The following is a 14,861-nucleotide window of genomic DNA, read 5'->3' as shown; positions in this document are numbered from 1 at the left end:
CAAGCAATGGGATATACAGTTAGAAATGCAGTGAGAGACGAAGCGAGTTATATCGCCAAGATACACGTTGATTCCTGGCAAGTTGCTTACAGAGGGTTGATGCCGCAAAGCTACATTGACCAGTTCACCCGAGAGCGTCGAGAACGTATGTGGACGCGAGTGATGACGGAACAACTGGCAAACCTCATCGTTGTCGAAAAACAAAAAGAGATTGTCGGTTTTCTGAGTTATGAACTACCTAATCATTCAAGTGAAGATAAGACGGCGATTGTAACCTGTTGCTATGTATCCCCTTTATATTACGGGCAGGGTGCTGGCAGTGCATTGATTGATGAGTTAGAAACAAGATTGCTCTCAACGCCTGTGATGCAGATTAGCCTTAAGGCGTTAGATACCAATAAACAGGGGCTGAATTTCTATAAGAAGTGCGGTTTTGTACGCTCTGGAGAGGAAGAGGCCGAGGTTATTGATGATATGACGCTAAATGACGTCACATTGGTGAAGTATATAGCGCGAACCTAGTGCTTAAGCTCATATTTGTCTGAACTGAAATGCCCAATGTAAAGCTTGGTTGAATAGAGAGTCGTTTATCAGACTCTAAGTGTAGGGGAGATTTACGTTTACCCTAAATAGTAAAACCCCGGAGGTGGTAAGTCTCCGGGGTTTTGAAATTTTTTAGATATCTCGGTTGGTAAGTCCGATAATCTTTATGCAAAAGGTTTGGATTTTATCCGTTAATTCCTTGGTGGGGAATTAGATACGGATGAAGTCCATGTGCTCAACTTTTGGCTTGTAAGCGTGACGTTGAACGTCTTGTGGCTTAACTTTAACTTCAGCGCCGTCGATCACTAGAACGATACCTTCGTAGAACTCAGGCTTGTCCATTTGGTTAACGATGTCGTCGTGGTTAAGAACGATAGCAACTGCTGCTGCTTCACCGCCGTATACAACTGCAGGGAATTTGCCAGCGTGACGTAGGCGGCGGCTCGCACCTTTACCTAGTTCAGTACGTACTACTGCTTCGAATTTCATAGTATTTACTCTCAAATTAGTAAAAAATAAAACTTTACAAACACAATGCGACCTTGTGTTCGTAGTAAAGCTTGAAACAGGAACTGTTCAAGCGAGCGCGGATACTATCATCCTGCTCTACATTCAGCAACCAAAATTGTACCTAAATCACCAAAAAGCCAGTAATTCTTCGTCAAGAAGAGTGTCTGTTTTGTGGTGTCGGCAAAACTTTGTTCGCATTGCGCTGATTTTAACCTATTTGGCTCTTTGTCAGCACGTTTTTATTTGCCTAGGACTCAATCCTCTTCCCAAGTTAATTCATTCATTAACGACATCTGTTATTCACAAAATGAACGCAAAATGAATGTTGACCTCAGTAACCGTTAAGTCAGTCGGTTCTATTCTCCATCGTAAATAAACGGACAACCTCAATGGAGCACATTATGAATCCTATCAGTATCGTGATTATTACCCTCAATGAAGAAAAACGTATTGGTCGACTACTTGAAGACTTAACCAAACAAACTCACCAGAACTTTGAAGTGATCGTGGTGGACTCGAACAGCGAAGATTCGACACGTGAAGTTGCACAAGCTTACGAAAGCTCATTACCAGAACTTACCGTTCATCAAATGGAGACTCGTGGTGTCAGCTTAGGACGTAACACGGGGGCAGAGTTGGCGAAATACGAACGTATTCTTTTCTTGGATGCAGACGTACGTTTGCCAAGCGATTTTCTAAGTCGTGCAATGAGCAAGTTAGAAGATGCGAAGTTAGAAGTTGCAGGTGTCTATATGGGCGCCAAAGACTTACCAATGGCGCACAAGCTAGGCTATGGCATGTTTAACGCGGGTTTGTTTATTACTCAGTACACATTCCCAACTGCGGTAGGTGCTTGCATTTTCTCTACCAAGCGTGCGCACAAAGAGATAAACGGCTTTGATGAGTCTATTACGCTTTGCGAAGATTGTGATTACGTGAAACGCGCTTCAAAAACATGGCGATTCCGCTTTTTACCAATGACGTTCGAATTCGATCCGCGTCGTTTGGAGCAAGATGGTTTCTTTAAAATGGGCATGACCTATTTCAAAGCCAATGTGCGTCGATTCTTTTTTGGGGAAATGCGCAACAACGAGATGGAGTACAAATTCGGCCACTATAAAGATCAACACTCATAATCGTCGGAGGCTGCATGCTGGAAGCGATCAGTCTGTTCTTCGGGGCATTTCTGGATGCGACGATTGGACCTAATCTCTTTGTCCCGGGCGAGCCGTTTCTGCTCGCTGCGGGCTATCAATTACACCAAGGCATCATCTGGGGCGTAATCGCCGTCCTCATTGGTGGTTGGCTTGGTGATCAACTCAGTTACTTTATTGGTAAACGTTCGGGTTCTGAAGCTCAGAGAAAGCTGATTCGTTGGCAAGTTAAGACGAAGCGCCCAATTGCCCGTTGTCGCTTGCTGATGAAAAAGCGTGGTAACGCCATTTTGATCTTTGCACGCCTACTAGGCCCCGTCGCTTGGGTCGTGCCATTTATGGCCGGTTCGGTGAACGTGAGTTGGAAGCGCTTTACTGTCTGTTCATCAATAGGTTTGATACTCGGTGTTGGGCAATTTGTTATTGCTGGATACTTGCTTGCTGCAGGTTTACAAACTTGGTTGCCACTGGATTCCCTAAAGTTAATCTTAATCGAACATAAACTTCTTATCGCTTCGGTATTGGTGGCTGTGACATTTACCGTTGTTGCGTGGAAAAAGAATTGGTCACGCAAGTGGACCAAATCACTGACGGCATTAGTGCTGTGTTTGGTTGCTGCAAACTATGGTCATTTTTTCTATCTTGCTGACGATAATGTTCAGCAAGTCGAGTCCACTGAGATTCAACCAATCGCGTTTAACGATCTTGGTTTTAAAGTGTATCCAGGACGTTCAAATGTATTTGACGCTCAGGCCGTAAATTTGGTCTACGTCGGTGAATCACCGAGAACCTTAATGCAAGAACTCGGTTGGCTGGAAAATCAAACATTCTCAAGAAACGACATTGAGTTGTCTGATTATGTGAGTTTGTTGAAGCAAAAGCTGCCTCCTGTGTCGGATTTGTTTTGGAATGGCAAACCACAAGCGATGGCATTTCAAGAACCCGGAAGCTTACTTAAGCGCTCTCATGTACGCTGGTGGCAAGCAGGGCACGAGGCAAGCTCAAATCAGTCGGTTTGGGTTGGGGCGATAAGCTATGATGATGGACTCAAATTAGCGCATTACTCCGGTATTGTTACCGTGTTGCATCGGATTGATCCAAACGTAGACAATGAAAGAGACCGTCTGGCGAATCAAATTGAAATGAGTCATCTAGCCTTAGTAGGGGAATTACATTCGTTGGCGCAACCTGTCGCAATGGACAATAAACATGACTATTACTCAGATGGGAATGTATTGTTGATTAGCGAGCCTTCACTTGCTTTCAATGTGCTTAATCAGAGCTCAGATACAAAAATGGCACCTAACGATGAAGTATCGATAAGTGCCATTTCAGAGTTATCACCGGATGTGATTTAAGCTCGACTCTTTTGCAAAATAAGGGTGGCTTTTAAACCGCCCATTTTACTTTCTGAGAGTTCAAGTTGGCCTCGGTAACTGTGTGCCATTTCATTCACTATATTCAAACCCAATCCAGAACCCGGAGTGGTTTCATCCAGTCGGTAACCGCGCTTAATTACTTGGCATAGTTGCTCTGCAGGAATCCCCGGACCATCGTCTTCAATAACGATGTGAATGTTGTCTTTGTCCAAGGTTGAATGAACACGAATGATGCTGTTTGCCCATTTGTAGCCGTTTTCTAGCAAGTTACCCACCATCTCATCAAGGTCAGTCTTCTCTACTGCCACATTCAGTTCAGAATCGAGCTCGTTAATCAATGTGACATCACGGTGCGCATAGACTTTATCAAACGCCATTGAAATGGCATCAACTCGCTCCGAAGGGTTCGATTTCACCGAAAGGATGTTCATTGAGCCTGCCATACGAGCACGACCTAAGTGATAGTCGATGTGCTGCTGAATCTGCGTGATTGGCGCGTTCAAGCGATCTTGCTCTTCGGGCTTTAAGGTTTGCACTTCGTTTTTCAAAACCGAAAGCGGCGTTTTAAGCGCATGAGACAAGTTCCCGGCATGGTTACGAGCACGCTCAAGCAGTTCTTGATAATGGAAGAGCAGGGCGTTGAGGTCTGAGATTAACGGCGAAATTTCTTTCGGGTACTCTTCTTCTAGCCCTTTTTTATTGCCGGATTTCAGTTCGGCCAATTCTCTTTGTAACTTGGTCAACGGGCTTAATGACCACGCGATTTGCAGCAAGATAACGGCGAGTACGCCAGCAAACAGCAATCCCAAGATAATCCAAAGTTGCCCAGTTAAAGATTGAATCGTGCCTTCAATTGGGTCCTCGTCGATACCGATGATGACATCAATAGGGCCGTCATAATCAGGCAGGTAAAGGGTCTTTTTCAACGTGATGAGCTTTTCATCGCGCGCGCCAAAAGCATCTTTATCCAAGCCTTTGTATTCGATTTTTTTGTCCCACAGAGAGCGAGAGCGTTCTAAGCTCGTCTCGGTAGAAGCGCTCCAGTATAAGCCACTATAAGGGCGGCTAAATCTTGGGTCGGAAAGTTGGGTAGGGAGGGTGAGTTTGCCTTTGCTGTCGACTTCAAGTTGGGCGGCGATTTCGTCCATGTAAACATTCAATTGCGAACGAGTGTCGTCTACCATGTAGCTATAAACTTGAGTCGGGATTGTTACGCCAGCAGCAAGGATCATTGCGGTCAGCCAAACGACCGCAGCTAAAACTAAGCGACTCTTAATACTGAGCCGCTTAAGTACGTGTATAGAAGGCCTTGCTTTATTCGGCATTCAGTTGATACCCCAAGCCACGAACGGTCTTGATGATTTTCGGTGCGATTTTCTTACGAATACGACCAATGAACACTTCAATGGTGTTTGAGTCGCGGTCGAAATCTTGCTTATAAATGTGCTCGACCAACTCGGTACGGGAAATGACTTTTTCAGGGTTGTGCATGAAGTACGCCACCACTTTGTACTCTAGCGCGGTTAAGCTGACAGCTTGGCCTTGCCATAGAACTTTTGATGAGCGCGTATCTAAGCTTAAATCACCAATCTGCATGACGGGTGATGCGTTACCTGAAGCACGACGCAGTTGAGCGCGGAGACGTGCAGTAAGTTCCACCATTTCAAATGGCTTAGTCAGATAATCGTCGGCACCTGCATTCAAACCTTCAACACGTTGAGATAGAGTGTCACGAGCACTCAAAATCACCACAGGTGTATTAATGTTTTCGTCTCGAATGCCTTTTAGAACCGTCAAACCATCGAGTTTTGGTAAACCAAGGTCGAGTACGATCGCATCCCATTCTTCAGAGGTGGCGCGATATAAAGCATCGATGCCATCTTGAGAAAGCTCTGGCACCCAGCCATTGTTTTCCAACGTTTCTAAAATCTGTTCGCCTAAGCGAGGTTCATCTTCGACAACAAGTATTTTCATATTCTTTCTTCTTATTATGCTTAGTGACTATTTATGAATGATCAGGTTATGAGTGATCAGGTTGTTAGTAACCAGTGCTTGTGATTGATTACTGTGGCTTGAGTGCTTTATTAAAGTTACGACCTTTGATTTCGAGCATTTCCAGTGTTGCTGCGTCGTATTCCACTTTGATTACGCTGTCATTGAACAGGATTTTCAGCTCGTATACCCACTCATCATCGTCTTCTTCAAGTTCTACTTTAATAATACGCCCATACAGATCATTCTCCACTGCTTCATACATATCAGAGAAAGGGCGAATATAGCCTTTCTGAACGGCGCGGTAGACTTCATCCTGATCTTCATCGAACTCAATTCGTGTTCCTGGTTTTTCAACGTCACGAACAATGGCATGACCGTCTTTGTCATCATGATGATCATGGTGAGACGCAAAGCTTGGTGCAGACAATAAAAGCGGTACTAAACCTAGCAGCACAGGCAGCTTGCGTGGTGTGAAGGATGTAGACATAGCAAAGCCTTTTTCGGAGAGTTAGCAAAATTATATCGGCTCGTACATGAATGGAAAGTGAATACGAAATCGAGTTCAAATTTTTCTACCTTCGTTACGATAAAAAAATAATTTCTGTAATTTAAATGGCTTATAGAGAGATTTAACAGTAATTAGGCACTGGTCGGATTTGCATTTCGCAATATGCCTATAAACAAAAACCTAACAAATGTATATTTTTCGCGCTATACGCTGCTGATATAAATATTACATATAATTGGTCTGGACAAATGATAGGGCATTTTAATTGGATGGCTCGGTGCAGTTCCTAGTGTATGCATGGAGTTCTTAGGGTAGAGAATGCTTCTGTTTAAACTGTCGAAAAATCCTCTGGTCATTTCGTTACTGGTCTATGTTGCTGTCGTTTCTTCGATGAGCTTTTGGGCGATCAATCGCAGTGAAAAAGAGTTTGCTTCTATCGCCAATTATCTGGAGCTCTACAAAAGCACTGCGGTCCTAACTGGATTGAGAATTCAATCTGACCTAAAACACGATTCTCCAGTTTCCCTTACATCAGATCATATAAACCAATCGCAACGAGTTAAATCGCTAAACGATGACGAGCTCAATCACAGCGAAAGGATTGCGTTCACCGTATTAGAAGACCTTTATCAGTACAACCGCGAGCTTGCGGAGAGACCCAACGTTCACATTTACTATCGGTCTTACACGGGGCAAAAGCTTATCTTCTCGAAAGCAGGGGACAACCTTGCTATTGAGCCCTCAATGTTCGATCCCGCTTTATGCAGTCAAACTCGCGATTGCACCTTGAATATGCACGACTCGGATTTAGCCGACAGAGTTGTCTTTTCTGAAAACTTTGATAATACCGAGACAGGAGAAACGACATTTAGCATCTCAAGCCCTGTTTATAGTGACGGGAGCATCGTTGGTGATGTGGTCGTTGAAGTTCATGTTAACTATGAGTTTTTGGAAGGGCAGAGCTTATCGACGGAGAAAGTAAACGGGCACTATTACGTCACTATCGGGCATGCAAATTACCCGTTTTATGATCTCGCTGGAGGGCTAATATTGCCGCTTGATAACGTCAGCGTGGTGATCTATCAATTGCCTGTCGTGAAGGTGATCATCGATAACCTTTGGGTGTTGCTAGTGACTTGGGTTTTGGTTCGAACTTATCACCGCCTTTACTCTTCCAATATCAAGCACAGAGATCATTTGGCGCATGCGATTAAAAGTGCCAGTCGGGATGAACTGACCGAGTTGTACAATCGCAAGGTATTTGAAGATCAAGACTTTGAAGATGCACTTAAAGATGGGCACTATTCGGTGATTCTTATCGATGGCAAAAAGTTTAAGCAAATCAATGATACCTATGGACATAAAGCGGGTGACCTAGCGCTTATTCATATCGCAAGAATGATGAAGTCGACCTTTAGGCAGAGTGATTGGTTGATTCGCCTTGGTGGTGATGAGTTTGTGGTTGTTATGCCACATTGCCCACTGGAGTCTGCAGAGGAGCTTGCTGCCAATTTGCGAGATAGCATCGCTGCACGACCCTTAGTGCGTTATGGCATAGAGGTTGGTGTGACGACAGGGGTGGCGAAAGGAACGAGTGACGAGTCTTTGCTTGATGTGATTGAACTGGCTGACCAAGATATGTATCAGTACAAGGACATTTGAATCTAGGTCTTAAAGTGAAACAGCGCCGAAGTGGGCGCTGTTTGTCGTTTTATGGCTGGATTATGCTTGAATCTTTACTGCTTGAGTTCGTCTTCGAAGATCTTATCACGTAGCTTCCAGAAACGACCTGATTTACGAGCAATCACAAATTGAGGCAAACGGAAACGATGTTGGTTTGCCACCACTTTCGTTGGTGATGCTTCTTCAAATGGACGATGTTTGTCGGCAAGGTGAGGTCGCACAAACTGGTCTTTAAATGTTTGCTTCTGTTTTTTGGTATTCAATGACCAAAACTCGTGCACCAATGCGCTCCCTTCACCTTGATAGGTTTCACCAGAGTACGTCACTTTTAGTTGTGACTTACCGTCACTGGACTTAAATACCGACAAATCCATTTCTGTACATTCGAAGATCAGGGCATCTTTCAGGTTTAATGCTTCTTTGAGTTTTTTGTCTGGATCGACAAGGGTGGCGTCGCATTCATGACAAATACGCGCTGCAATATCGTTATCAGCGCCACATTCCCCGCAGTATTTCGCTCTAAAGCGATAACCACAGTGTTCACGCTCTCCGGTTTCATCATCTTCAAAATATCCTTGGCAGCGACGACCAAAGTGCTCAAGCAAAAAGCCGTTGCTGTCTAACTTGCCCCAGAAGTTGTTATTAAAGCCGCAAGCAGGGCAAGGAATGGTGATAATTTCGCTGGTGGAATCTGGTTTAGGATCACCCACTTCAGGTTGATATAAGTCATAGCTGTTGCCGGCATAATCCAGAACTAAACATTCAGATTTGCCTTCCGAGAGGCGTAAACCACGACCAACAATTTGTTGATACAAGCTAATGGATTCAGTCGGACGCAGAATCGCGATTAAATCCACATGTGGCGCGTCGAAGCCTGTGGTCAAAACGGACACGTTAACCAAGTACTTAATTTCACGGTTTTTGAACGACTGAATGATGGCATCACGCTCAGGTGTTGGCGTGTCACCAATCACTATTGCGGTTTCACCTTCAGGTAGTAATCCATGGATTTCTTGAGCATGGCGAACCGTGGCAGCGAACACCATCACACCTTTACGTTCTTTGGCGTATTGAATGATTTGCTCAACGATTTGTGGCGTCGCACGTTTGGCTTTGTCGATCACCATGTCCATTTCCGCTTCTTTGTATCGACCTGTGTTAGCCGGTTTTAGCTGAGAGAAGTCATAAGACAAGACGGGTGCATCCATCATGCGTGCAGGTGTCAAGAAGTTTTCATCCAGCAAGTAACGGATAGGAAGCTCGAAGATACAGTCACGGAAAAAGCGGGGCTCTTCCGTGCGAACCTGCCCACGGGTGTGATACTGGTAAATCCAACCCATACCTAAGCGATATGGTGTTGCGGTTAAGCCCAAAACTTTAATGCCCGGGTTAAGCTCTCTTAGGTGTGTGATTACTTTTTGATAGCTGCTGGTTTTTTCATCGGGTACACGGTGGCATTCATCAATGACGAGCAAAGAAAACTGGTTCTTGAAGGAATCCAGATTACGCACCACAGATTGCACCGACGCAAACACCACTTGTTGATCGGTTTCTTTTCGCCCAAGCCCCGCTGAAAATATTGAGCCTTTCAGTCCATAGCCTTCGTACTTGGCGTGATTCTGTTCCACCAATTCTTTTACGTGAGCAAGTACCAGTACTCGACCTTTGGCAAGCCTTGCTAACTCAGCAATGACCAAGCTTTTCCCCGCACCTGTAGGTAGCACAATGACCGCTGGTGTGGAGTGTTTACGAAAATAGTGAATCACCGCTTTTACAGAGTCGGCTTGGTATGGTCGAAGGGTGTACATGAAAATCTGTGAAATTGCTCAACTATTCGAATTAGGATCGCTATAATACCCGACCTTAAACATTAGAGGTATTCATGCGTTTAGATAAATATTTGTGTGATGCACTGGGCGCGACTCGCAAGCAGGCAACGAAGATCATCAAAAGTGGTGAAGTAACGGTTGATGGTGAAGTACAAAAGAGTGGCGCTTTCAAAGTGCCAGAAGGTGGTGTGGTTGAGTGGGAAGGGCGCGAAGTTGGTGCTCCTGGTCCTCGTTACATCATGCTGTACAAACCTGCGGACTTTGTGTGTTCACATGAAGATGGGCACAACCCAACTGCATTCGTGTTACTTGATGAGCCAAAGGTAGAGAACCTTCACTTTGCTGGTCGTCTGGATGTGGACACAACCGGTCTTGTGTTGATCACAGACGACGGTCAGTGGTCGCACCGTATTACGTCACCAAAACACAAATGTGAAAAGACGTACCGTGTATGGCTAGTGGATGCGATTCAACCTGATTATGTTGAGAAGTTTGCTGAAGGTATTGAGCTACGTAACGAGCGTGAAGCGACACTGCCAGCACACCTAGAAATCGTCAACGAAGCAGAAAACGAAGTACTTCTAACGATTGTGGAAGGTAAATACCACCAAGTGAAACGTATGTTTGCTGCACTCGGCAATAAAGTAGAGCACTTACATCGTGAGCGTATTGGTTCTATCGTGCTTGATGAAGCATTGGAGCCGGGTGATTACCGATTCTTAACCGAAGAAGAAGTCGAATCAGTTTGGAAGTAATCCATTCTATTCGGAAATAATTGCTGTTCTGGGAAATTGTTTAATTCCCGATAGGAACTAGTGTTTTGGTAGGAAATCGCTCAAAATGAGGGTTCCTACCAAATATGTCTTAGTGTCTGAACAAGACGCACATTCGCCGCTCGTAAACGCAGGCAAAACTGTATTTAATCTGAGAAAAGTCTTTTCTCTTGTTGGTCCTTACTGACGATAAGTACAGACGGTGTTAACGTCACCGCCTCTTCGTTTTAGCTCGGTTATTTTGTCGTTCTGCATACTGATCATGCAGGTTATAGCGTCGAGTTAGTCAAGACCGTCTTGGTATACTTTCGTCTTTTATGATCTTCTCATTGGTAAGGAAACTATGCTCTGTCTCCGTAACTATTACGAATTCAGGGTAGGAGAAGCGTCAATCATCTATCTCAATCAATGTGGAATGTTGATGGGAGGACACAACAAGAGGTAAAGCAATGACAGAAAAAGCCCAAAGTGCTCCCCAGTCACAAATCAGTTTTTTATTGTTCCTTGTACTCGGTGCTATTGGTGCATTAACACCACTTGCTATCGATATGTATCTGCCGGCGATGCCAACCATCGCAAAAGATCTTGGAGTAACTCCAGGCGCGGTACAAATTACGTTAACGGCTTACACTGCAGGTTTTGCAATAGGTCAGTTAATTCACGGTCCTTTAGCAGACAGCTACGGTCGCCGACCAGTACTCATTTTAGGTGTGCTCTTTTTTGGTTTGGCAGCGGTAGTCAGCGCGACCACTAACGGTATCGATGCGCTAACTTATGTGCGTACTGCACAAGGTTTTGCTGGCGCTGCGGCGGCTGTGATCATTCAAGCGGTCGTGCGTGATATGTTTGACCGTGAAGACTTCGCGCGTGCTATGTCATTCGTGACCTTGGTGATCACGATTGCGCCTCTGGTAGCGCCGATGATTGGTGGTCACCTTGCTATCTGGTTCGGTTGGCGCTCGATCTTCTGGGTTCTAGCTATTTTTGCCGTTGTGGTGATTTTGCTGGTTCTATGGATGATCCCAGAAACGCTGAAACCAGAAAACCGTCAGCCACTAAGATTTAGAACTACGATTCGCAACTATGCGCGTCTGTGTTCTAACCCTGAGGCATTAGGTTTAATGCTTTCAGGTGCATTTTCGTTCTCGGGTATGTTTGCATTCCTGACTGCGGGTTCGTTTGTTTATATTGATTTATATGGTGTTCGACCGGACCAATTCGGTTACCTATTTGGATTGAACATCATCGCGATGATCATCATGACCAGCCTGAACGGCCGCTTGGTCAAGAAAGTTGGTTCACACGCCATGCTTCGCTTTGGTTTAACGATTCAGTTGATTGCGGGTATTGGTCTGTTTGTTGGCTGGATGCTTGATCTCGGTTTATGGGGAATTGTGCCATTCGTTGTGCTGTTTATCGGTACTTTGTCTACGATTGGTAGTAACTCGATGGCGTTGCTACTTAGCGGTTACCCAACAATGGCAGGTACGGCATCTTCGCTTGCGGGTACACTGCGCTTTGGTACGGGTTCATTGATTGGTGCACTCGTTGCAGCAATGCCGGGTGGTGTGTCGTGGCCGATGATCATCGTTATGTTTGCTTGTTCAGTGCTGTCTGCACTGTTTTATTGGACTTTAGGAAGAAAGGCGTAATGTCTAATTACACCAAAGAAATTCAAAACTTAGTTAACGCTGCTCTGGCGGATTTAGACCAGGAGCATCGCTCAGGTAAATTGGCGAATGCGCCAGTAGCGAACAACCATTACTTAGTTCGTTGGGTAACCAAGGCGCTGAAATCACAACGTTTTGGTCGCACTGTGGGTGATGACTTAACGCGTTGGCAAAAAGCAGGTCGCTCAAAAGGTAATGATGCGGGTTTGCTATTCATCTTCAAACGCATCTCTGGCTTTTACGCGCAGTTTTTCCCAGAAGGTGAAGAGCCTAAAGTGATCAAAGATTCTGACGTTGAAGCGTTCCTTGATGCAATGGAACAAGCGGGTTGGGAAGTGTCTACGTCTGAGCAACTGGTTGGCTGTGGCAAAGTGCAAATCTTCACTGAAGGTCAAAACTCACTAGCCTTATGTGCTGACCAGTGCGAAAGCTGTTTCGATGGTGAGCTACTCGTTAAACCAATGAGTTGGTTTGTTCGTGGCAACCACGCTGAGTTTGTCGAAAAAGCATCACAAGCGGGTTATATGGTTCATAAAGTGACGGATTACAAATCGATGGTGAAATACCACGGTGAATACCTGATCTTCCCTGCAAACGAAGGCAATCAGCTGGCAGAGATCCCTCTGTCATTCAAAGCAGACTAGACCGTATTTAGCATCTCAATAAGTAACCGAGCTTCACCTTCAGGTGAGTTAAGAATGTTATTTATCGGAGATTACGGCTCTTTAAGGCGTACATACTGTGGTGTGTACGCTTTTTTGTTTTTGAGGGTATGACATTCACTTCTATCAAGCGACTAAACAAACTTATGGCTGTGATCGTAAAAGTTCATGATTCGCTTCAGGGCCCAATCTCGATATCGGTCGGATTCAATTAAAATGTCATGCCTTGCATGAGGAATGCTTAAAAGCCTTGAACTGGCACAATGCTCATTGAATAAGTCTTGGGCAGGCAAGGACACAACGTTATCACCCTCTGGTTGCACGATTAAAATCGGCGTTTTAATGTCTTTGGCTTGAGCTAAACAATTTTTACCCGCAGCAACGGCTTCGCTGATCCACTTAGGGCTAACACCACCGAGTCTCAGGTTGGGGTGGTTGCTCAACAAATCACTGTAGGCTTTAAAGCGATTAGGGCTACTTGTATGATCATTGCCTTCAAAGGTTTTGGTCACAAATGCCGTCTGGGTAGGGGCGAAATTCGGTGTTTTCTGAAGTTGACTGATGAGTTTAATGGTGGCCGTTTGAATGCCGCCCACCACTTTGGGTAATTTGATACCAAACATTGGGCTTGTCAGGGCGCACGCTTTAACGTTGTGATCATAACTTGCGAGGTATTGAGTTGCGACAGCACCTCCCATAGAGTGAGCGAGCATCATAACTTCGTCTTTATGTTGGCTCTCTACAACCTCTTCAAGAAACTGAGCTAAGTCTTCAACATAATGCTCAAATTGGTCCACGTGTCCAAGTTCGCTGTGTTCTGCCAAGCGTTGCGACTCTCCCTGACCTCGATGATCAAAGGAATAGATATTGAAGTATTGGCTGAGTTCGTAAATGACTTCTTTGTATTTCCAAAACGATTCATTTCGCCCCTGAACAATGACTAACGTTCTTGTATGGTTTTGAGGGTTCACGTTAATCCAAGCGATATCATTATTCATCGCGCCTTTAAAATAACCGCTCTTTCTGCTTTGCCATACATCATCTATTTGTTGGTGATAGTCATGGTTATGATGACTCAATTCCGAGGTAATAGGGTGATAGCGTTTATAGGGCTTGTGAGGAATATTGAGTTTTCTTCCTATGCTGGTCACAAACAAGCGGCCTAGTTGAGCACCGTGCAAATAATCCGCATCGAGTTGTTTTTTCGTACTCTCAACAACCGAAGATTGTAAGTTCCGCGCTGGAGAAATTTCGTAAATGTTTACATCATCAGGGGGAGAGACGAGAAAGCGTCGAGTCTGTCGATAAGTTTCTTCGTGTTTGAGCAAAATAGCCGACAGCTCACTCATTGTTTTGGATGGCGCGCGCTTTAGCACGGCTTCTATTAAAGGATGGTGCTCGTCAAAGTCGATGGGCATTGTTCGGATTACCACGATGTGTTTGTAACCTCGACGATAAGCTTCTTCTACTGGGATTGGTGCAGATACACCGCCGTCTAACCAACGCGCGCCATTAAATACAACGGGTTTTTTGTGCAGAGCGGGAATCGCACAAGATGCTCTAAGTACATCCTTCCAATTATCAACGGTGACATCAAAACACTCTGTCGTTAGGTTTCGTGCGTGTGTTGCGACGGCGACGACTTGCTTTGTTTTGAGTAAATCAGAACCTTTTTTCCAGTTTAACGGGATGCTTGTCTCGGCATTGTCTACTAAAAAATCTAAGTCAAATCCTTCCCCATTGAGCAAGTATTTCGTGAGTTTAAAGAACTCAGGGCGTCGTGTTGTTTCTGTGATGATTTTGTAGGCATGCCCTTGATGCCCACAGATGTACGAGGCTAGGTTGAGAGAGCCAGCAGAAGTACCAATCAGCAAGTCAAAAGGATTGAAATCAGCATGCAGGAAGGCATCTAACACGCCTGCAGTAAAAATGCCTCGCTGACCGCCTCCCTCTGTCACTAGCGCGATCTTATCGACGTGTTGCTGACGAAGCATAAAGTTATCGTGGTGTTTACTGCTAATGATGTATCGATTGCCCATTGTGATTCCAAAATCTGCTTAACGTTATAGTCACTAAGTTCAGAACAAAGCCGATCTAAATAAGGTATGAGCTAAGAATAATATGGGGATTGCACTGAAATAAATTCAATTAAATT

The 14,861-nt window shown here is 44.8% G+C and carries 13 protein-coding genes; 7 read left to right on the top strand and 6 right to left on the bottom strand.

All coding sequences use genetic code 11. The features are described 5' to 3' along the window. Positions 1-6 precede the first annotated feature (6 nt). Positions 7-522, top strand: a complete 516-nt coding sequence (locus KJB05_RS11155; RefSeq protein ID WP_032802687.1) for a GNAT family N-acetyltransferase — start codon at positions 7-9, stop codon at positions 520-522. A gap of 231 nt (positions 523-753) precedes the next feature. Here KJB05_RS11155 and rplY read toward each other — a convergent pair whose 3' ends face one another. After that, a complete protein-coding gene (gene rplY, locus KJB05_RS11150) occupies positions 754-1,032 on the bottom strand; it encodes a 50S ribosomal protein L25 (RefSeq protein ID WP_005442281.1) in 279 nt (92 codons plus the stop codon). Positions 1,033-1,454: 422 nt separating this feature from the next. Between rplY and KJB05_RS11145 the strand changes: the two genes are divergently transcribed. After that, on the top strand, positions 1,455-2,189 hold the full coding sequence (locus KJB05_RS11145) for a glycosyltransferase (protein WP_020194908.1): 735 nt from the start codon (positions 1,455-1,457) through the stop codon (positions 2,187-2,189). 14 nt (positions 2,190-2,203) lie between these two features. Beyond that, on the top strand, positions 2,204-3,565 hold the full coding sequence (locus KJB05_RS11140; protein WP_208445477.1) for an LssY C-terminal domain-containing protein: 1,362 nt from the start codon (positions 2,204-2,206) through the stop codon (positions 3,563-3,565). On the opposite strand, the gene KJB05_RS11135 is transcribed toward KJB05_RS11140, so the two are convergent. The 3 genes from KJB05_RS11135 to KJB05_RS11125 all read right to left on the bottom strand — a co-directional run bounded on the left by KJB05_RS11135 (position 3,562) and on the right by KJB05_RS11125 (position 6,068). Then, positions 3,562-4,911: an ATP-binding protein gene (locus KJB05_RS11135; protein ID WP_005442275.1), complete on the bottom strand. Its 1,350-nt coding sequence runs from the start codon at positions 4,909-4,911 to the stop codon at positions 3,562-3,564. The genes KJB05_RS11140 and KJB05_RS11135 overlap by 4 nt on opposite strands. Next, entirely contained in the window at positions 4,901-5,560 is a 660-nt protein-coding gene (locus tag KJB05_RS11130) for a response regulator transcription factor (protein WP_005442273.1), read from the bottom strand. Before KJB05_RS11130 ends, KJB05_RS11135 begins: the two co-directional genes overlap by 11 nt. Positions 5,561-5,648: 88 nt before the next feature. Then, the gene (locus KJB05_RS11125) at positions 5,649-6,068 is read right to left on the bottom strand and encodes a membrane protein (protein WP_005442271.1); all 420 of its coding nucleotides are present in this window, start codon (positions 6,066-6,068) and stop codon (positions 5,649-5,651) included. Positions 6,069-6,407: 339 nt separating this feature from the next. On the opposite strand from KJB05_RS11125, the gene KJB05_RS11120 reads away from it, so the two are divergent. Beyond that, complete coding sequence (locus KJB05_RS11120; RefSeq protein ID WP_208445478.1) at positions 6,408-7,751, top strand: GGDEF domain-containing protein; 1,344 nt, start codon at positions 6,408-6,410, stop codon at positions 7,749-7,751. A 74-nt stretch (positions 7,752-7,825) separates the two neighbouring features. Here KJB05_RS11120 and KJB05_RS11115 read toward each other — a convergent pair whose 3' ends face one another. Then, positions 7,826-9,580 carry a DEAD/DEAH box helicase gene (locus KJB05_RS11115; RefSeq protein ID WP_208445479.1) on the bottom strand — a complete coding sequence of 585 codons (1,755 nt, stop codon included), beginning with the start codon at positions 9,578-9,580 and terminating at the stop codon, positions 7,826-7,828. A 74-nt stretch (positions 9,581-9,654) separates the two neighbouring features. Here KJB05_RS11115 and rsuA point away from each other — a divergent pair, with 74 nt between their 5' ends. From rsuA to KJB05_RS11100, 3 genes are all read left to right on the top strand, one after another. Beyond that, entirely contained in the window at positions 9,655-10,356 is a 702-nt protein-coding gene (gene rsuA, locus KJB05_RS11110) for a 16S rRNA pseudouridine(516) synthase RsuA (RefSeq protein ID WP_009705818.1), read from the top strand. A gap of 467 nt (positions 10,357-10,823) precedes the next feature. Next, positions 10,824-12,026 (top strand): Bcr/CflA family multidrug efflux MFS transporter, encoded by a 1,203-nt coding sequence (locus KJB05_RS11105; RefSeq protein WP_005442264.1) that lies wholly within the window; start codon positions 10,824-10,826, stop codon positions 12,024-12,026. Continuing rightward, positions 12,026-12,688 (top strand): DUF2913 family protein, encoded by a 663-nt coding sequence (locus KJB05_RS11100; protein WP_180825476.1) that lies wholly within the window; start codon positions 12,026-12,028, stop codon positions 12,686-12,688. Before KJB05_RS11105 ends, KJB05_RS11100 begins: the two co-directional genes overlap by 1 nt. A 152-nt stretch (positions 12,689-12,840) precedes the next feature. On the opposite strand, the gene KJB05_RS11095 is transcribed toward KJB05_RS11100, so the two are convergent. Beyond that, a complete protein-coding gene (locus KJB05_RS11095) occupies positions 12,841-14,745 on the bottom strand; it encodes an alpha/beta fold hydrolase (protein ID WP_208445480.1) in 1,905 nt (634 codons plus the stop codon). Positions 14,746-14,861: the final 116 nt, after the last annotated feature.

Origin of the sequence: Vibrio sp. B1ASS3, assembly GCF_905175355.1 — a bacterium.
Classification (GTDB): Bacteria; Pseudomonadota; Gammaproteobacteria; order Enterobacterales; family Vibrionaceae; genus Vibrio; species Vibrio owensii.
This window is presented reverse-complemented; position numbering and strand designations above follow the sequence as displayed.

What these genes read in the sequence shown, in the direction of transcription:
- KJB05_RS11155 (WP_032802687.1), top strand. Translation starts at nt 7, where the DNA reads ATGGGATATACAGTTAGAAATGCAGTGAGAGACGAAGCGAGTTATATC.
- rplY (WP_005442281.1), bottom strand. Translation starts at nt 1,032, where the DNA reads ATGAAATTCGAAGCAGTAGTACGTACTGAACTAGGTAAAGGTGCGAGC.
- KJB05_RS11145 (WP_020194908.1), top strand. Translation starts at nt 1,455, where the DNA reads ATGAATCCTATCAGTATCGTGATTATTACCCTCAATGAAGAAAAACGT.
- KJB05_RS11140 (WP_208445477.1), top strand. Translation starts at nt 2,204, where the DNA reads ATGCTGGAAGCGATCAGTCTGTTCTTCGGGGCATTTCTGGATGCGACG.
- KJB05_RS11135 (WP_005442275.1), bottom strand. Translation starts at nt 4,911, where the DNA reads ATGCCGAATAAAGCAAGGCCTTCTATACACGTACTTAAGCGGCTCAGT.
- KJB05_RS11130 (WP_005442273.1), bottom strand. Translation starts at nt 5,560, where the DNA reads ATGAAAATACTTGTTGTCGAAGATGAACCTCGCTTAGGCGAACAGATT.
- KJB05_RS11125 (WP_005442271.1), bottom strand. Translation starts at nt 6,068, where the DNA reads ATGTCTACATCCTTCACACCACGCAAGCTGCCTGTGCTGCTAGGTTTA.
- KJB05_RS11120 (WP_208445478.1), top strand. Translation starts at nt 6,408, where the DNA reads ATGCTTCTGTTTAAACTGTCGAAAAATCCTCTGGTCATTTCGTTACTG.
- KJB05_RS11115 (WP_208445479.1), bottom strand. Translation starts at nt 9,580, where the DNA reads ATGTACACCCTTCGACCATACCAAGCCGACTCTGTAAAAGCGGTGATT.
- rsuA (WP_009705818.1), top strand. Translation starts at nt 9,655, where the DNA reads ATGCGTTTAGATAAATATTTGTGTGATGCACTGGGCGCGACTCGCAAG.
- KJB05_RS11105 (WP_005442264.1), top strand. Translation starts at nt 10,824, where the DNA reads ATGACAGAAAAAGCCCAAAGTGCTCCCCAGTCACAAATCAGTTTTTTA.
- KJB05_RS11100 (WP_180825476.1), top strand. Translation starts at nt 12,026, where the DNA reads ATGTCTAATTACACCAAAGAAATTCAAAACTTAGTTAACGCTGCTCTG.
- KJB05_RS11095 (WP_208445480.1), bottom strand. Translation starts at nt 14,745, where the DNA reads ATGGGCAATCGATACATCATTAGCAGTAAACACCACGATAACTTTATG.